Annotated in this window: 20 protein-coding genes and 1 tRNA gene; 19 read left to right on the forward strand and 2 right to left on the reverse strand. The window is 42.1% G+C overall.

Going from position 1 to position 17702, the window contains the following annotated elements:
• Positions 1-2 precede the first annotated feature (2 nt).
• From rnpA to ODU39_RS00715, 8 genes are all read left to right on the forward strand, one after another.
• Positions 3-362: a ribonuclease P protein component gene (rnpA, locus tag ODU39_RS00680; RefSeq protein ID WP_004194560.1), complete on the forward strand. Its 360-nt coding sequence runs from the start codon at positions 3-5 to the stop codon at positions 360-362.
• Positions 346-1158: a YidC/Oxa1 family membrane protein insertase gene (locus ODU39_RS00685; RefSeq protein ID WP_398579630.1), complete on the forward strand. Its 813-nt coding sequence runs from the start codon at positions 346-348 to the stop codon at positions 1156-1158. The genes rnpA and ODU39_RS00685 overlap by 17 nt, the downstream gene beginning before the upstream one ends.
• Before the next feature lie 19 nt (positions 1159-1177).
• Positions 1178-2173 carry an RNA-binding cell elongation regulator Jag/EloR gene (jag, locus tag ODU39_RS00690; RefSeq protein ID WP_174853551.1) on the forward strand — a complete coding sequence of 332 codons (996 nt, stop codon included), beginning with the start codon at positions 1178-1180 and terminating at the stop codon, positions 2171-2173.
• A 167-nt stretch (positions 2174-2340) separates the two neighbouring features.
• On the forward strand, positions 2341-2478 hold the full coding sequence (gene rpmH / locus ODU39_RS00695) for a 50S ribosomal protein L34 (RefSeq protein WP_002939016.1): 138 nt from the start codon (positions 2341-2343) through the stop codon (positions 2476-2478).
• Between the two features lie 106 nt (positions 2479-2584).
• Entirely contained in the window at positions 2585-3367 is a 783-nt protein-coding gene (locus ODU39_RS00700; RefSeq protein ID WP_398579631.1) for a TatD family hydrolase, read from the forward strand.
• On the forward strand, positions 3351-3932 hold the full coding sequence (gene rnmV, locus ODU39_RS00705; RefSeq protein ID WP_398579632.1) for a ribonuclease M5: 582 nt from the start codon (positions 3351-3353) through the stop codon (positions 3930-3932). The genes ODU39_RS00700 and rnmV overlap by 17 nt, the downstream gene beginning before the upstream one ends.
• Complete coding sequence (locus ODU39_RS00710; protein WP_105139654.1) at positions 3929-4447, forward strand: DUF3916 domain-containing protein; 519 nt, start codon at positions 3929-3931, stop codon at positions 4445-4447. The genes rnmV and ODU39_RS00710 overlap by 4 nt, the downstream gene beginning before the upstream one ends.
• 19 nt (positions 4448-4466) lie before the next feature.
• A complete protein-coding gene (locus ODU39_RS00715) occupies positions 4467-4922 on the forward strand; it encodes an 8-oxo-dGTP diphosphatase (RefSeq protein ID WP_398579633.1) in 456 nt (151 codons plus the stop codon).
• A 184-nt stretch (positions 4923-5106) separates the two neighbouring features.
• Here the strand turns inward: ODU39_RS00715 and ODU39_RS00720 are convergent, their stop codons facing one another.
• The gene (locus ODU39_RS00720; protein WP_221739394.1) at positions 5107-5190 is read right to left on the reverse strand and encodes a putative holin-like toxin; all 84 of its coding nucleotides are present in this window, start codon (positions 5188-5190) and stop codon (positions 5107-5109) included.
• Between the two features lie 246 nt (positions 5191-5436).
• Here ODU39_RS00720 and ODU39_RS00725 point away from each other — a divergent pair, with 246 nt between their 5' ends.
• The 10 genes from ODU39_RS00725 to ODU39_RS00770 all read left to right on the forward strand — a co-directional run bounded on the left by ODU39_RS00725 (position 5437) and on the right by ODU39_RS00770 (position 16209).
• Positions 5437-5697, forward strand: a complete 261-nt coding sequence (locus ODU39_RS00725) for a type II toxin-antitoxin system Phd/YefM family antitoxin (protein WP_029693774.1) — start codon at positions 5437-5439, stop codon at positions 5695-5697.
• A 1-nt stretch (position 5698) separates the two neighbouring features.
• Positions 5699-5956, forward strand: coding sequence for a Txe/YoeB family addiction module toxin (locus tag ODU39_RS00730; RefSeq protein ID WP_105256988.1), 258 nt, complete (start codon positions 5699-5701; stop codon positions 5954-5956).
• A 13-nt stretch (positions 5957-5969) separates the two neighbouring features.
• Complete coding sequence (locus ODU39_RS00735) at positions 5970-6500, forward strand: DUF1697 domain-containing protein (protein WP_105139679.1); 531 nt, start codon at positions 5970-5972, stop codon at positions 6498-6500.
• 20 nt (positions 6501-6520) lie between these two features.
• Positions 6521-7393, forward strand: coding sequence for a 16S rRNA (adenine(1518)-N(6)/adenine(1519)-N(6))-dimethyltransferase RsmA (gene rsmA / locus ODU39_RS00740; RefSeq protein ID WP_105256987.1), 873 nt, complete (start codon positions 6521-6523; stop codon positions 7391-7393).
• Positions 7394-7755: 362 nt separating this feature from the next.
• A complete protein-coding gene (locus ODU39_RS00745; RefSeq protein WP_398579634.1) occupies positions 7756-9486 on the forward strand; it encodes a hypothetical protein in 1731 nt (576 codons plus the stop codon).
• 12 nt (positions 9487-9498) lie between these two features.
• Positions 9499-11943: an LTA synthase family protein gene (locus ODU39_RS00750; protein ID WP_398579635.1), complete on the forward strand. Its 2445-nt coding sequence runs from the start codon at positions 9499-9501 to the stop codon at positions 11941-11943.
• A 325-nt stretch (positions 11944-12268) separates the two neighbouring features.
• Positions 12269-13846, forward strand: coding sequence for an ATP-binding cassette domain-containing protein (locus ODU39_RS00755; protein ID WP_398579636.1), 1578 nt, complete (start codon positions 12269-12271; stop codon positions 13844-13846).
• Between the two features lie 33 nt (positions 13847-13879).
• A complete protein-coding gene (locus tag ODU39_RS00760; RefSeq protein ID WP_105256984.1) occupies positions 13880-15472 on the forward strand; it encodes an ABC transporter ATP-binding protein in 1593 nt (530 codons plus the stop codon).
• Between the two features lie 115 nt (positions 15473-15587).
• Positions 15588-15881 carry an antitoxin gene (locus tag ODU39_RS00765; RefSeq protein ID WP_105249259.1) on the forward strand — a complete coding sequence of 98 codons (294 nt, stop codon included), beginning with the start codon at positions 15588-15590 and terminating at the stop codon, positions 15879-15881.
• Positions 15874-16209 (forward strand): type II toxin-antitoxin system RelE/ParE family toxin, encoded by a 336-nt coding sequence (locus ODU39_RS00770; RefSeq protein WP_105249271.1) that lies wholly within the window; start codon positions 15874-15876, stop codon positions 16207-16209. Before ODU39_RS00765 ends, ODU39_RS00770 begins: the two co-directional genes overlap by 8 nt.
• A gap of 75 nt (positions 16210-16284) precedes the next feature.
• On the opposite strand, the gene ODU39_RS00775 is transcribed toward ODU39_RS00770, so the two are convergent.
• A tRNA-Leu gene (locus ODU39_RS00775) sits at positions 16285-16366 on the reverse strand.
• 448 nt (positions 16367-16814) lie between these two features.
• Between ODU39_RS00775 and rsgA the strand changes: the two genes are divergently transcribed.
• Positions 16815-17690: a ribosome small subunit-dependent GTPase A gene (gene rsgA / locus ODU39_RS00780; protein ID WP_398579637.1), complete on the forward strand. Its 876-nt coding sequence runs from the start codon at positions 16815-16817 to the stop codon at positions 17688-17690.
• The last annotated feature ends 12 nt before the right edge of the window (positions 17691-17702 follow it).

Below are 17702 nucleotides of genomic sequence, written 5' to 3' on the forward strand. Positions count from 1 at the left end.
GTTTGAAAAAAAGCTATCGTGTCAAGCGTGAACGAGATTTTAATGACATTTTTACAAAAGGAAACAATGTCGCCAATCGGAGGTTTGTTGTCTACCGATTACCTAAAGAGCAGAAGCATTTCCGAGTAGGTTTATCTGTCAGCAAAAAATTGGGAAACGCTGTCATGCGCAATAAGATTAAGCGCAGGATTCGTCACATCTTAATTGAATGTCAACATCAACTGGTAGCAGATGACTTTGTTATCATTGCTCGAAAAGGTGTAGAGGAATTGTCCTATCAAGAAATGAAGCAAAACCTCATCCATGTTTTGAAACTAGCTAAACTATACCAGGAAGGTGTTGTGATTGAAAAAGAAAGTTAAATGGGCAGGACTACTGGTAATATCTCTAATTGTTTTAACAGCCTGCGGAACAGGGCCAGTGACCAGTCAATCTACAGATGCGTGGGATAGATTAATTTACTGGTTTGCCAGCATTATTCAGTTCCTATCTATCAACGGTCAAATTGGAATCGGTATTATACTTTTTACCATTTTAATTCGAACCCTTCTGTTGCCCTTGTTCCAAATACAGATGAATTCCTCACGGAAGATGCAGGAGCTTCAACCTCAGCTGAAAAAGTTGCAAGCGGAGTATCCAGGAGCGGATATGGAAAGTCGCCAGCAGCTCTATGAAGCAACGCAAGCTCTCTACAAAGAGAATGGCGTCAGCATGAGAGCGTCCATGATTCCGCTCTTTATTCAAATGCCAATCCTTTTGGCCCTCTTTCAAGCTCTGACACGTGTTGAAGCCTTGAAAGTAGGTCACTTCCTTTGGTTAAATCTTGGGGAGCCGGATCCGTTCTTTATTTTGCCGATTCTGGCTGCAGTGTTTACATTCCTTAGCTCATGGTTGACCAATAAATCAGCAATTGAGAAGAATATGGCTATGACAATTATGACCTATGTCATGCCCGTGATGATCTTTTTCTTTGCTGTGGCAGCTGCTAGTGGGGTGGCTTTGTATTGGACAGTGTCAAATGCCTATCAGGTTGCTCAAACCTTGGTGTTCAATAATCCGTTTAAAATAATAGCAGAGCGTCAAGCGAAAATTGATGCGGAAAAAGAACGTCAGGCAAAAATCCGACGGGCACAGAAAAAAGCACAGAAAAAGAAATAGGAAAACTAGGAGAGAGAAGATGAAATTTACAGGAACAAGTGTTGAAGAGGCCATTCAGAATGGCTTGGTAGAGCTAAATATTCCTCGAAAAAAAGCACATATTACTGTGGTTGCGCGTGAGAAAAAAGGTTTCCTTGGTTTCGGTAAAAAGCCAGCGATTGTGGATATTGATGTTATCAATGAAACAACGGTTGTTAAGGCTAATCAGAAAGCAGTTCGTGGCGTTCCAAGTGAAATTAACGACCTCAATGAACCAGTAAAAAGCGTTTCAGAGGCTACGATTGACCTAGGAAAAGTTATTGCAGCGGTGAAAGAATTTGAAAAGTCTGGTCAAACGCTTGATGATGATATTAAAGCGCAGATCTTGAAAAATGAAAAAGAAGCGACAACGATTTTGGAAGAAACAGGTCGGATTGAAATTCTTTCAGAAGATTTACTAACTACTACAGATGCAACAACATCTGCTAAGGAAGACGTAAATCAAGAAGTCGTCTCAGAAAATCAAGCAGATAATTTTGCTGATTTAGATATTAAGATTGAGCCTCAGTATGATATTGAACAAGTTGTTTCAGAAGTGACAGCTTATGTACAAGAAATTCTGGATGATATGGATGTTGAGGCGCGTATTGATACAAGTCATAATCGCCGTACAATCAATATTCAAGTGGATACCAATGAACCAGGTCGTGTTATCGGTTATCACGGAAAAGTCTTAAAGGCTTTGCAACTTTTGGCTCAGAACTTCTTATACAACCGTTATGAGCGTAATTTCTATATTACAATCAATGTGAATGATTATGTAGAACACCGCGCAGAGGTTCTTCAAGGCTACGCACAAAAATTGGCAGAACGTGTTTTGGCAGAGCAGGAAGCCTACCATACAGATCCGATGTCAAGTAGCGAACGTAAAATTATCCACCGCATTATCTCTAAAATGGACGGTTTGACAAGCTATTCAGAAGGTAGCGAGCCGAACCGATATGTCGTTGTAGATATTGAAGGGAATCATGACTAAAAAGAGGCTAGTCCTCTTTTTTCAATGATTTTCTGATTCTTTCCTAAAAGTATGGCGGAATAGCTTGACAAACGAACAGAATTTATATAAAATGGTTTGGTATGTTTAGTAACTGATCAAAACTAGCCGGCTAAACGAATACAAGAATCTAAGAGGAGGTATTCATCGTGAAACGTACTTTTCAACCAAGTAAAATCCGTCGCGCGCGTAAACACGGTTTCCGTAGCCGTATGGCAACTAAAAACGGCCGTCGCGTGTTAGCTGCTCGTCGCCGTAAGGGACGTAAAGTTCTTACAGTAGCATAAGAAGATGAAAAGAGAAGCCAGCAGAAACTCGAGTCTGCTGGTTTTTTTCTTCTCATAAGAATCTTCCGAAATATGTTACAATAGTAGGAAAGAAAGTGATGGAACGATGATACAAATTTTTGACACCCACACCCACCTCAACGTAGAGCAGTTTGACGGTCGGGTCCAAGAAGAATTAGACTTTGCCAAGGAAATGGGGGTCACCCTCCACAATGTGGTCGGTTTTGACCGAGCAACTATTGACAAGGCTATGGAACTGGCTGACCAGCATCCTGAAATTTATCTGACACTGGGCTGGCATTCGACAGAGGCTGGCACCTATGATGAGGAAGTAGAAAGCTACTTGCTAGAGGCACTCAAACATCCTAAGGTCATTGCCCTGGGGGAGATTGGGCTGGACTACTACTGGATGACGGCGGATAAGGATACTCAGGCTCGTGTTTTCAAGCGACAGATGGAGTTGGCCAAGCAGTTGGATTTGCCCTTTGTGGTTCATACTCGCGATGCCTTGGAAGATACTTACCAGATCATCAAGGAAGTCGGCGTCGGTCCGCGCGGAGGCATCATGCATTCCTTCTCTGGTACGCTGGAGGAGGCTCAGGCCTTCATGGACCTAGGCATGCACATTTCCTTCTCGGGAGTCGTGACCTTCAAAAAAGCTGTCGAACTTCAGGAAGCGGCGCAAGCATTGCCCCTAGAAAAAATCCTGGTCGAGACGGATGCGCCCTACCTGGCCCCAGTTCCTAAGCGTGGTCGGGAAAATCGCACTGGCTACACCAGATATGTGGTGGAAATGCTGGCCCAGCTTCGCAACCAGTCGGTCGAAGAAGTGGCGAAAGCGACCTACGAGAATGCAAGGAGCTTGTTCAGAATTGACTCAGAAAATTAAGATACAGGAAGTCCTCGTTGTTGAGGGAAAAGACGATACAGCAAACCTAAAACGATTTTACGAGGTGGATACCTACGAAACCAGAGGCTCTGCCATATCAGACGATGACTTGGAACGCATCGAGAAACTCCATGACCTGCGTGGCGTCATTGTCTTTACTGACCCAGACTACAATGGGGAGCGGATTCGGAAGATGATTATGCAGGCCATTCCCACGGTCAAACACGCCTTTTTACAGCGGGACGAGGCTCGGCCCCAGTCCAAAACAAAAGGGCGGTCCTTGGGCATTGAGCACGCCAGCTTTGAGGACTTGGAAAAAGCCCTCGCAGGCGTGCGTGGTTACTACGATGATGAAAATAACTTTGACATCACCAAGTCAGATCTGATGCGCCTAGGCTTGCTTATGGGCGGAGACAGTCGCAAGCGGAGGGAGTATCTGGGAGAAAAGTTCCGCATCGGCTATTGCAACGGCAAGCAACTGCTCAAACGCTTAGAGCTGTTTGGGATAAGTCTGGCGGAAGTTGAGGAGGCTATGGAGACTTTCGTTGAAGGGAGTAAGAAATGAAGCGGTTGAAAAAAGAGCGGGGTCAACATCGTAAGCTTCAGAATCTATTGAAAGCTATGAGTTATATTTCTTGGTCGATGTGCTCGGAAGATGCTCTATACGATCATTTCCATGTGCCAAGTAGCCCATTCATACAATCAACGAAAACTAGACCAGCAATCAAAAGACAGTTTTGTCAGGGGTGGGAGATTTTGACAGAGCGGTTTATAGCTGGCAAACCGGAAGAGCTCCGCTTTTGTAAGGTCGTATCAATTTTGTGCCTACCAGAGTTGTGGAGTTCGCAGTTGATTGTGTTTTATGACCAAGATTACTATGAACGATTTTTTAAGAATCCAAGATGGCATCGAAATCTGGATCAGTCTATTCTTATAAATACAAGAAATCGGTGGCTGACATCGGTAGATAAATGCATCGTTGCAGATGAATTGCAGGCTGATGATGGAACGTTCCTCCAAGGAGAAGCAATTTTTTTAGGAGAGTTTCCTAGTTGGATAGGTGAAAGGTATAACGAATAAATTATTGAAGTGAGCTAGTATGAGCAGGACAGAACACGTCATCCTAACCAATATGTGCATGATTATAGACGGTCAGCAGGTATTGGTCCAGGATAGGAAGTCAGAGAAATGGCCTGGAATTACATTCCCTGGTGGCCATGTCGAACCAAATGAGTCAATTATTTCCTCCGTCATTCGCGAAATCAAGGAAGAAACGGGCTTGACGGTATCCAATCTCGAGCTTTGTGGCATTCAAAACTGGACGGACCCTACTGACCACTATCGCTATCTGGTATTTTGCTACAAAACCAGCCATTTTTCAGGCTCTATTCAATCTTCAGATGAGGGCGAGGTCTTCTGGATTGACCGTGAGGATTTGAAGAATGTTCCGTTGGCAGATGGTTTTGAATCTATGTTGGAAATCTTTGAACAGCCACAGCTGACGGAGAATTATTACTGGTTTGAAGACGGCGAGTGGAAGATTGATAACAAGTAGGATGTAGAAGCAAACTGCCGATAGACTTGACAATTTTACTTAAAAATCCTAGAATATAAATAGAAAGGTCCTCAAGTTTTCACTTGAGGACCAATAGGACCGTTTTAAAGACGGGACGGATTTGCAGATAACAGAAAAACCGCTACTTACAGACCGGTCAAAGTTGGAAGTGCGGTTTTACTGTTTATTTTTTTCGTTGAAATGTTAAAATAGCCAGTAAAAGAATGCCAAAGTTTATCATTAGCTCAATCGCTTCGTAAACTGACATCGACGGTCACCTTTCTAAGGAGTTGTGCCATGGCCTCACCTCCTGAATCAGATTTCCGTCCCGCCTTCGGAACTTCCCTACACTAGATTAATTCGGAAAACAACAAGCATTTTGTTCCGCCTTTTTAAAATAAAAGGCAAAAAAATGAGAAACACACATAAGAATCGCTAAAGAGTTGTACAATAACTTTGACAACTCTTTTTTTCTATGCTATAGTAAGTCTAGAAATGATGAGAGGTATTGCTTATGGAAGCTATTGTGTATTCCCATTTTCGAAATCACTTAAAGGACTATATGAAAAAGGTCAATGACGAGTTTGAACCTTTGGTCGTGGTTAATAAAAATCCAGAGGAAGATATTGTTGTACTCTCAAAGAGCGAGTGGGATAGTTTACAAGAAACCCTCGCTGTTGCTCGGAACGCCTACTTATCTCAGAAAGTCTTGCGTGGTATGGCTCAAGTCAAAGCAGGACAAACCCAAGAACGAAACCTGATAGAGGCAGACTAGCATGGGAATCCATTTTACAGACGACGCCTGGAAAGACTATCTTTATTGGCAAGGTCAGGATAAGAAAACACTGAAGCGAATCAATAAAATTATCAAGGATATGCAGCGACATCCTTTTGAAGGCATTGCCAAACCAGAACCTTTGAAGTATGATTATCAAGGTGCCTGGTCGAGAAGGATTGATGCGGAGAATCGGTTGATTTATATGGTGGAGGCTGATCGGTTGTATATCTTGTCACTAAAGGATCATTATGGGTAAGGGGGATTAACAAATGAAAAAAGTTGCTCTTTTGCGTGGTGTTACCCCTGTTGGCAAGAATAAAATTCCCAAGATGTCCTATCTGGCGGAAATTTTGACGGAAGCTGGTTTAACTTCTGTTCAAACCTATATTCAAAGTGGAAATGTTGTTTGTGAACCAGATTTGTCAGATGAAAAACTCAGCCAGCTTATCCATCAAACCATTAAAGAAAACATTGGTGCAGATTTGGCTGCTATCATTAAAAATCAGTCAGAGTTAACACAAGCAGTTGCTGAAAATCCTTTTGGTGAGGGTTATGATCCTTCTCGTGTCCATTTGGTCTTTACCAATGATGAGATAACTGGTGAAAAATTAAACAAATTATTGCACCAAGACTTTGGTGATGAGGAGTTACGTCTGGGAAGTCAATGTCTATACATGTATCTTCCTAGAGATGCTCGAAAGAAGAAACTAAATACCAATTATTTAGAAAAACAGCTGGGCATTACAGCGACGATGAGAAAACTAAGTGTTATTTCACGATTGAGTGAAATGGCGAAATAAAAAAACAAGAAAGAACACACATGAGAATCGCAGACAAAAACGTTACTCGGGCCGTCCTAGAACGCCACGGGTTTACCTTTAAGAAATCCTTCGGTCAGAACTTTTTGACCGATACCAATATTTTACAGAAGATTGTGGACACGGCAGAGATTGACCAGAATGTCAATGTCATCGAGATTGGACCTGGCATCGGGGCCTTGACCGAGTTTTTAGCGGAGAATGCTGCTGAGGTCATGGCCTTTGAGATTGACGACCGCCTGATTCCGATTTTGGCGGACACCTTGGGCCGCTTTGACAATGTGACTGTGGTCAACCAAGACATCTTGAAGAGCGACCTGCAGACCCAGATTCAGAATTTCAAGAATCCTGACCTGCCTATCAAGGTCGTGGCCAACCTGCCTTACTACATCACAACTCCTATCCTCATGCACCTGATTGAGAGCAAGATTCCCTTCAGCGAGTTCGTGGTCATGATGCAGCGAGAGGTGGCCGACCGCATTTCTGCCGAGCCAAACACCAAGGCTTACGGCAGCCTGTCCATTGCGGTCCAGTACTACATGACTGCCAAGGTGGCCTTCATCGTGCCTCGCACCGTCTTTGTGCCCGCACCAAACGTGGACTCCGCCATTCTCAAAATGGTTCGCCGCGAGCAACCCCTGGTAAGCGTCAAGGACGAAGATTTCTTCTTCCGGGTGTCCAAGGCCAGCTTTGTGCACCGCCGCAAGACCCTGTGGAACAATCTGACCAACCATTTCGGCAAGTCCGAAGAGGTCAAGGACAAGCTGACACAGGCACTTGGCATGGCAGAGCTGGAAGCCAGTGTACGTGGGGAAGCCCTTTCTATGGCTGACTTCGCGCGTTTGTCTGACAGCCTCCAGGAAGTTGGTTTATAAGCAACTATTGATTGTAGAGGAATCTGCAATCAATCTTTATTTTACCTAAAACCATTTTCAATCTATCTTGTTCGTTGACAGTGGGGGGAAAGCTTGTTATACTGGGAGTTGATAAATTTTAAGGAATTATTGTCTGCAAATGAGCAGAATAGTAAGAACCCGTATTCACAGTTTGGCACTTCTACTTAAGGATAGTTTTTAAGCTACTCATCGTTAGTTTTTTCAAAGTACAGTCAGTATTCTCTCAATAAAACTGCCTTGATTAGTGAAAAACTATCTCTTATTTATAATCACTTCACTTCTGAGTACAGGTTCTTACAAAAACAAGAGAGGGGTTCCCTCTTTTTTTATGAAGGTATCTTATGTTAAAAAAATTACTGAAAAAGCATCCAGATATTGTTGCAGTAACTGTATTTTTTCTTTTTTCGCTCACCCTTCTATTGCCACAGATTTTGACAAAAGCAGTGGTGACAGGAGATGATATTGTTTTTCATTATAATCGTTTTTATGATACAGCTATGCAAATTAAGTCAGGAGATTTTTCTTATATAATGAGCCTGCATGGCTATCAGCAATCTGGAAGGATTGTCAATGCTCTATATGGTCCATATCTAGCCTATTTGCAAGGAGCCTTGCTGTTGTTGGCTGGAACTTGGTATCGATATCAACTACTGTCTAATCTTCTTTTAGGAGTTTTTAGTGCCACTTCGCTTTATTTTCTAATGCGAGAAGTGAAAGTATGCTATTCTCTATCTGTTGGTTTATCCATGTTTTTCGTGACTACCTACTCTGTTCAATACTGGTGGGTAGCTCAAGGATTTTCAAGTTGGGGAGTGGCCTTATTTCCGCTTTGCTTGATTCCAGCAGTTCGATTCCTAAAAACTGGGAAAGTTCCTATTTTTCTGGTGGCAGGAGCTGTAGGGTTAATGTTGCAGATACACATGCTATCGGCTCTGTTTCTCATCTTAGCCTATGCAATTCTTTTTTCAATTGGTTGGTTAAAATCGCAAGACAAATGGAACGTAATGAAAGATGTACTGTTTTCGGTTGGAATTTTTCTAATTTTAACTGTAAATATCTGGTTACCCTTATTATATGTAAATGCAACAAATGAATTAGCAGCACCATTTATAAACAAAAAGTTTATTCAGTCAACAGTTACCTGGTCTAAGGCTTATTTCTTATACTTTCCATCCTCTCTACCAATCATTTTTGCAACCTCTCTTTATTTTATGCTGAAAAAATGGAAGAAGCAATCGGTGATATTGAGGGGGCTGACATTAACTTTTCTGGTATTTTTTATTTTTTCAACAAATCTTTTTCCGTGGCAACTATTTGCTGGTAAAGGTATTGGATTAGTGGATTTGATCCAATTTCCCTTTAGATTCTTTTTGTATGCTAATGCTTTACTTCTGACGATTGTTGGTCTTCAATTAACAGATTACGAAGTGCGTAAAAAGTTGTTTTTGGGGATGACAATCTTATCTACCATAATTGGTGTTGGTTTTACTTGGGATCAATATAAGCAAGCAGTCAATGACCAGTACAACAAAGCAGAATTCTTACAAGATATGCTTCATACTACTCTATACGGAACAACGGAAGAATTACGTGCATCCTTGCATTCAAAAAATTTAGGTGAGTTTGTTCAACTGGCTCAGAAATCAACTCCCGACTATGTGCCGGTGTTATCTGAAAAAGAAGAGAATGTTCGTGCGGTAAATGAGGCTAAATCTCGTTATGATCGTTACCGTGACCAGATTATTTTACCTAACCAGCAATTTAATAAGCAAGTTTTTGGGGATAGCTTAAAAATAAGTTGGTCAGCAAATCAATCAGAGGAAATCCAAATACCGATTGTTATTTACCGAGATAGTGAATTGACACTGAATGGAAAGAGGTTAGGAAAGACGGATTATTATCTTTCCACTATTGGTGTGCCAACGGTTGCCAGCCAAAAAGGGAAGAATACCCTTATCCTCTCCTATAAGCAACAATGGTGGTTATTGCCAGTTATCTTTATCAGTTTGACTGGCTGGATACTTTGGTCGATTTATTATACCTTTATCTACCGAAAATCAAATATTTCCTAAGAGAGAAATGCTATGAAACAAATCAAACTCAAGGCAACCAAGCAATTTATTCTGGTCATGGTAATGACCGTCTTGCTGGCTATGGGGCGAGCCCTTTTACTGAGCGATGTATCTTTTCCACTCTGGTTTATTCCCCTGCCCTTGATTGCCTATCTTATTTTTACATTTTATGTATTGGTCTTGCTTGATAAATATGAGAAATTTGTAAAGACCAAAACCTTTGCCAAGTATGTCGGCTATTTTCTAGGTTTTCTATATCTTGTCAACCTGGTTTATCGGCTCAATGCCAAGAAGTATCAACCCTGGAATATTTTCCGTAATAATCTCTTTCAGCTTGAACTGCTTTTGATGTTGCTTCTTCCAATCCTGTTGGCATTTTTATGGCGGAAGAAGACAAAAATTCGAGAAAAATTGAGTATTTGGTCAGCTAACTATCTGGAGCCAGATGTCTATCTCTTGTTGACCAGCTTACTTTCTCTCAGTCCACTAGCTATATCTTATTGGAAAGATAGCCATTATGAGAGTTTGGTTGAGAAAGGTTCTTACATAGAGTTTTTCAGCCAGACACCCTTGTTTGCACCTATTCATTTTATAGGGACCTACATTTTTCTTCGCTATCTTCATAAGGCATTTGTAGAGTTTAAGGCAAATCGGACCAATGTCCACAGCATGCTCTTTATCAGTTTGGCACTGGCTATCTTGTCGCATATTGGTTATCAGGCTTCTATGGCTGGGGGAACGGGTTCTTATTTCACACGCCACCTCTTTCCAGGGGCTATTGTCTTCCAGATTGCCTGCCTCTTTTTCCTCAATGTCATCATTAGCCTAGTTATCAACCGTCAAATCTTATCTGTTGCCGTGATTGCTAGTCTAAACGTCATTGTGGTTACGGCCAATTTTCTCAAATTCCGCTACCGTTCGGAGCCAATGACGCCCAATGACTTCAAATGGATTGGCAATATGGGGATGATTCTCAGCTTCATCAGTCTACGTGTTATTTTGGTATCGCTCGTCTTTATAGTCCTCCTTGTGTTTATCTACCGACGTATTCACAAGAAGTATTTTCGAGGGCAGATTGTCGCTACTGTCTGGAAACGACTGGCAGGAATTTCAGTCATCGTATCCCTAATTTTGGGAATGAGCTGGGCGATTCGCAATGAAAAAGATCATAAGATTGTTGGTTGGATTCCTATTCTTTCTCAGGTTAATAACTGGCGTAACGTGGACTGGAAGGGATATGCTTTTGTGGCTCGCTATCGCACTCTTTCATTCCTCTGGTTGCAGCAACTCAGCAAGACTAGTATGGAAATGCCTGAAAATTACTCTGAGAAGACCATGAAGGCCATTGTGAAGAAATACACCGCCTTGGCTGAGGAAATCAATGCAGAACGGATAGGTCAATTGACTCACCAGACGGTAATCTACATTCTTAGTGAGAGTTTGGCTGACCCGCGTCGGATTCCAGGCGTGACCCTTAGTCAAAATGTCCTTCCAAATATTGAGTACATCATGAACCAGACTACCAGTGGCTTGATGAAAAGTGACCACTATGGTGGTGGTACGGCTAATATCGAGTTTCAGGTCTACAGTGGTCTGCCCTTCTACAATTACAGCTCATCCATTTCTTCAGTCTATCTGGATGTGGCGCCTAATATGAAGAAGTTGCCAAGTATCAGTGACCTTTATCCAGCAGATAATCGTATCGCCATCCATCCTTACTACGATACCAGTTACAACCGAAATTCTATCTATAAGCAGCTGGGGATTGAGCAATTTTACACTCTCAATAGTGCCAAGTATCCTCTTGTTGTGACGGCTGAGGACTATCAGGGGAATTTTGTCAGTGACAAGAAGACCTATGACTTGATTTTGGATCAGGTACGTTTTGCCGATACCAGCTTTGTGTCGGCTATTACCATGCAGAACCATGTTCAGTGGAATTCTCTAGAGCCTGCTGGTATAACAGCTTCGGGTGAGGGCTTCACGGCTGAGGAAAATGAAAACTTGACCAGCTATGTTCGCCTCCTATCCTTTACGGATCAGGCAACAAGGGATTTTCTAGACCAGCTTAAGACCTTGGATAAGAAAGTGACAGTTGTTTTTTACGGTGACCACCTACCAGGTTTGTATCCAGAGTCTGCTTTCGTGACGGATCCAAGTGCGCAGTACAAGACAGATTATTTCGTGTGGAGTAATTTTGAAACAGAAGACTACCATTATGATTTGGTCAATTCTAGCGACATGAATGCTCTTATGCTGGAGACGACCAATAACAAGGTTAGTCCTTACTATGCCCTCCTGACAGAAGTGCTTCATAAGGACCGAGTAGGACAGGATGAGCGGGATGCGAAAGTTGCAGAAGAACTCAAACTGGTCCAATATGACCTATCGACAGGAAAAGGCTACCTTTTGAAATACAAAGATTTTTTCAAAGTGGCGACTGAAACGACAGAATAAAAATAGACCAAGTCAGATAGCTGGCTTGGTTTTCTTTATGTGAAAAAGCACACAAATATGGGAAGGGGTGGTATAATAATTATGTTTATACTCAATAAAAATCAAAAATAGCAAGTCTAAGCTACTTATAACATGTGAAACCTTAATTTATAAGTTTGAGTTGAGGATTGTGGATTTCAAGTAGCTGTTTTCTTCTAAAAAAATAACAAAATCGAAACGCTCCATATCCACTTGGAGCGGTAGGTGGCTATTTTTGATTTTAAATGAGTATTACAAATGATTTTTTATTGCTTTACTTAGAAATCTATGAAACGGTGGCGGGGAAATGAAAAAGAGGAATTTTTGGCTAACCTTATCTTGTATTTTTGCAGTAGCCCTGCTCAATGTTGGCTTTCTGTACCAATATCGCTATATTATTGACGCTATTGCGGCCGGAAATAGACAGGCCTTTGTGTCTTATTTTGTGCTGATGGGGCTAACTGTCCTTGTCATGCTGGTCTTTGAATACATTCGTCAGATTGCCAATGTCAGCTATCTCAATCAAGTAGGTTTCCAATTGCAGGCGACCTTTATTGGGAAAATTTTTAATTTACCTTTTAGGCAGTTTGTTGAGCAGGGGGCGGGAGCCTATATTTCCCAGCTCAATAATGATTTGGAGACGGTGAAAGAAGACTATTACGACGCTTTCTTTACGATTTTTCAAGGTGCTTGTACCTTTGGCATTGCCAGTTTGGCCCTTCTTAGCTTGGATGGTCTGACTGCTATTTTCTTGATTCTGATCTCATTCTTGCCAGTTGTGATTCCCTATTTGTTTAAAAAGCGGAGAAGGCTCAATCAGGAGGCGGTTTCGGACAGTCAGCAGGTCTATAATACAAGGGTTTCAGATGTCTTTCTAGGTTATTTGCAAGTGAAAAATAGCTGCCAAAGACAGCAGGTTTTAGATGGACTGAACGATCGCTATCAAGCAGTCAATGATACGGTCAATCAGGCCAATCGAACGACAGTAACCATGCGGCTCTTAGTCGGTTTCGTCTTTTATCTGACCACTCTTTCGATTATCTTTATCGGTGGTTTTCAGGTCTTCTCTGGCGCCTTGACCATCGGTGGCTTGACAGCTATTCTGACCATTTCAGAGCAGTTGGTGGATCCCATTAACAGCATTGCTGCAGCTTTTTTGGACAGGCATGCCGTTAAGGAATTGAAGCAAGAGTTTGAGCTATCTACTTTGGGTCAAGAAACGAAGGGGGAGGAACTAGCTTCAGCTTTCCAGAGCATGCAACTGGTCAAGGCTAGTTATGCTATCGGTGAGAAGCAGGTCTTTGAAGACCTGACCGTAACGTTTGAACGTGGCAAGAAGTATTTAATTCTTGGGGAAAGTGGTTCTGGCAAATCTTCCTTGGCTCTTATTTTGACCAAGAATAGTCAACTGCAGGTAGGGGATATTTACTTTGATAAAATCTCTCTTTCAGACTTGTCCTACCAAGCCATTCAAGATAAAATTGCCTATCTGCCACAAGAGGGATCCCTTTTCCATGATACGGTTCTCTACAACTTGACCATGGGACGGGAGGTTTCAGAAGATAAGATGATGTCCCTCATTAAGACCATGAATCTTGATAGTCGTTTTCCAAGTTATGCTTCTTTGAGCGAGGAAATCAGTGATGATAGCGGACTGTCTGGCGGACAAAAGCAACGCTTGCTCTTGATTCGTGCCTTGCTGCAAGATAAGGACATCTTGTTGCTGGATGAAAGTCTGTCTGCCTTGGATCAGGAAACCTATACAGTAATTGAAGCCTACCTTACCTCACTAGCAGATAAGACGCTCATTCATATTTCCCACCGTGTGTCCGATGATGTCCTTTCTCGTTATGATGGGGTGGTACGGATTGGGGAGAGCAATTAATTTTTGTCAGATTGTTTCTATCTAGGAGGAGTTATGAAAAAAATCATCTATCAACTGCGGTTTGTTATTGCCATTCAGTTGGTTTTCCATATCTTATATAGTTTGACTAATGTTGTTTTGCCGGAGTTAAATAAGTATCTTTTTGACCATATTTTTCAGATGGGCTGGACAGGGCTTGTATGGCTCTTGTTAGCCTATGCCTTAACCATTATTGCTAATTCAGTCTTTCAGTATATTTCCCAGGTTTATGAGTGGAAGGTGTCTCAGGGCTTCTATGTCACTGCTAAAAAAGGCCTGGCAAACAGCTTGTTATCACAGTCTTTATCCAAATTTTCAGAGAAGAATGTCTCCGCCTATATGTCCATTTTTGATAACGATTTGGAAACCATTGAGGAGAGTTATCTAAGCCCTCTCATGGACATTATCCGCTCTAGTTTGAGCATGCTCATCTATGCGGTTTCCCTCTTTCTCTTTGTTCATCCGCTGGTTGCGGTTGGGATTATTCTATCGTCTGCCTTGGCGGTTTTCATTCCCAAGTGGATTTCTGGTCCTCTTTCTCAGCGGCAGCGGGCATTTTTACAGAGTTTGGAAAGTTATTTTCAGGTGGTAACTGACCTCTTTTCTGCTAAGAACCGTGTTAATAGTGAAACCTTCGGCTCCATCAGCCGTGTCCACCATCGGTCAGTAGAAGAAAGTGAACAGGCTCGTTTTCGCTTTGGGCAATTCAAGACCCTGGCCAATGTTGTCAATGGATTTTCCATGTTTTTGGTGCAATTAACAGCTTTTGGCTTGGTCGGCTACCTCTTGCTGCAAAAGGAGTTGACCATCGGTGCTGCCATTGCGACTTTTAGCTATGTTGAAAATTTCATCTATCCCATGAAATACATCCTCTTGGATGTCAATTATATCCATTCGACCAAGGAAACGGTTGCCAATTTAGAAGGTTATCTTGTTGGTCAGGTCTTGTCTGAGCAAGTGCCAAGCTATCCCAATGTGACAGCCTTGGAAGTCAGGGATGTGGCCTATCATGTGGGAGAATTAGCGGTCACCGATTTTTCCTATCGGTTTGACAAGGGGAAAAAGTATGCCATCATTGGTCCGTCAGCCAGCGGAAAATCCACTTTTCTACGAGTGTTGGCAGGAGAACTGGCTCTGGACAAGGGAAGTGTCTCCTATCTGGAACATGATGTTTTGCATGAAATGGAAGCAGCTACCGCCTTCTATCTCAGCCAGTTTGAGCATCTTTACCATACCGATTTTGAAAACAATGTGTCTGTTTTTGGAACCTATGATAAGGGGGAAGAAGAAATGCTTGGCTTGTTAAGGAGATTACCAACGAGTTTGCAGGACACCTTGTGTACAACAACAGACCCCAGTCTCTTGAGTGGTGGCGAGAAAAATGTCCTGTGTCTGCTCCGTGCCCTGATGAGTGGCAAGAACATCTTGCTCTTGGATGAACCGACCGCCCATTTAGATCCTGCCCTGACCAAGCAGGTTTTGACCAACCTCTTGCAGCTGGAGGACAAACTCATCATTACTATCTTGCACCAATCGGACCCTGCCATCCTAGACATGTTTGATGTGGTTTTGGAAATGCGGGATGGGAAATTGAGTGAGAAGATATAAAAATGCCCCCAAGCCAATAATTCTGACTTGGGGTTATTTAGCAAATATCTTGACCAACTTCTGAAAAAGGGGTAAACTGTATGTACAAAATGTCTATACAAAGGAGTTGAGAATAATGGGAGCAACACAACAGGTAAACTTTAGGGCAGATTCATTTTATTATAAGCAGACAAAGGAGCTATTAGCAGGAGAAAGCATGACAGTTTCAGATGTGCTGAATGCGACCTTGAGAAAAATTGCGACAGGTACTATTGATGCCCAAGAATTTGTTACAAAAGACAGTAGGGAGGATAGCAACAAGATTGCTTTTGAAGAGTTAAAGAAAGAAATCTTGTTAGGGCATCAGGATATTCTAGCAGGTAAGACAAGTTCTCTCGTGGCTGTCAGAAAGGAATTTGGTCTTGACTGATAAGAAAAAATATGAGCTTGTTATTTCTGATAGAGCCAAGCAGGATTTGCAGGCTATATATGATTACATTCTGATCAATTTTTACAGCCAACAAGCAGCGGATAGCAAAATTGATTTGATATTGACGGCTTTGGAAATGTTAGAGCTATTCCCTGAAGCCTGTCCCTTGGTATCTAGCAGAGGATTTGGCAACCTAACTGCCGATGGAAAGTCCTACCGTTATATGCCGATAGAACATTATCTCGTTTTTTATTTCATAGAGGGCTATCAGGTTTTTGTAGCCCGTATCTTGCATTCAAAGCAAAACTGGATAACATTACTTAAATGATTTGAAGCTAAATAACTAGCATAAAGGATAACCCCAAGCCAATAATTCTGACTTGGGGTTATCCTTTATAAATAATGCGGAGGAAGGGATTTGAACCCTCACACCCGATGGGCACATGCGCCTGAAGCATGCGTGTCTGCCGTTCCACCACCTCCGCTTGCTTTTTATTATACTATTTTTACATTGAAATGACTAGAGTAAAGTGTAAAATATCAGAGTCTGGGTAAAAGACCATCCCACTTCATAAGGTTAGTGTCAACATCTCAGCGCAGTGGTTGATTGATCCAACAATCAGATTGATTGTTGGAGGTTGGAGATAAGATTTGCAAAGCAAATCTCAGCAGTTCGTGTTTTACACTCCAAATCTAACCATTACGACTGTTGCGAACAAAGTTCGCCTTATCTCCAACCTCAAACTGTCTCCCAGACAGTTTGAGCTGTGCGAGGGTGGGACTGAAACAGTCTGGGAATAGACTGTTTCAGCTCAACAACTTGAAACGTGAAATGGGTGACACGCTCTTTTATTAAGGTTCGAGTTCTTTCCTGCTCCTTTTTTCCTAGGAAATTTGGTATAATAGGAACAAGTACACACAAAGGAGTCTTCATTGCAAGGAAGAATTATTAAGACCTTGGCTGGTTTTTACTATGTCGAGGCGAATGGACAGATTTATCAAACCAGAGCCAGAGGAAATTTTCGTAAGAAAGGCCAAACGCCCTACGTGGGTGATTTTGTGGACTTTTCTGCGGAGGAAAATTCAGAAGGCTACATTTTAAAGATTCATGAGCGAAAAAATAGCTTGGTTCGACCTCCTATCGTCAATATTGATCAGGCGGTGGTTATCATGTCGGCCAAGGAACCCGATTTTAATGCCAATCTACTAGATCGTTTCCTAGTGCTTTTAGAACAAAAGGACATGGATCCCATTATTTATATCTCTAAGATGGACTTGGTAGAAGATCGGACGGAAATTGATGCCTTCAAGGCTATCTATGAGAAAATTGGCTATCCATTTGTCTATAGTTTGGAGGAATTGACGCCATTATTGCAGGATAAGGTGACGGTCTTTATGGGGCAGACAGGGGTTGGCAAATCGACTCTCCTCAATCGCATTGCACCAGAATTAGCCTTGGAAACAGGGGCTATTTCAGATAGTCTGGGGCGTGGTCGTCATACCACTCGTGCGGTCAGCTTCTACAATGTCTTCGGTGGGAAAATTGCGGATACGCCAGGTTTTTCATCCCTAGACTATGAAGTCAAGGAGGCGGAGGCTCTGACAGATTGTTTCCCAGAGATTGCGGAAAGCAGTCAGAACTGCAAATTTAGGACCTGTACCCACACCCATGAGCCGGATTGTGCGGTCAAGGAAGCTGTTGCCAGCTCTGCCATTTCCCAAAGTCGCTTTGACAATTATCTCCAATTCCTCAGCGAAATCCAAAATCAGCGTGAAACCTATACCAAGGTAAGTAAGAAATTCAAATAGAAAGTTGGTTCT

The organism is Streptococcus sp. 2021WUSS126 (assembly GCF_044427255.1).
In the GTDB taxonomy this organism is placed as follows: Bacteria; Bacillota; Bacilli; order Lactobacillales; family Streptococcaceae; genus Streptococcus; species Streptococcus hashimotonensis.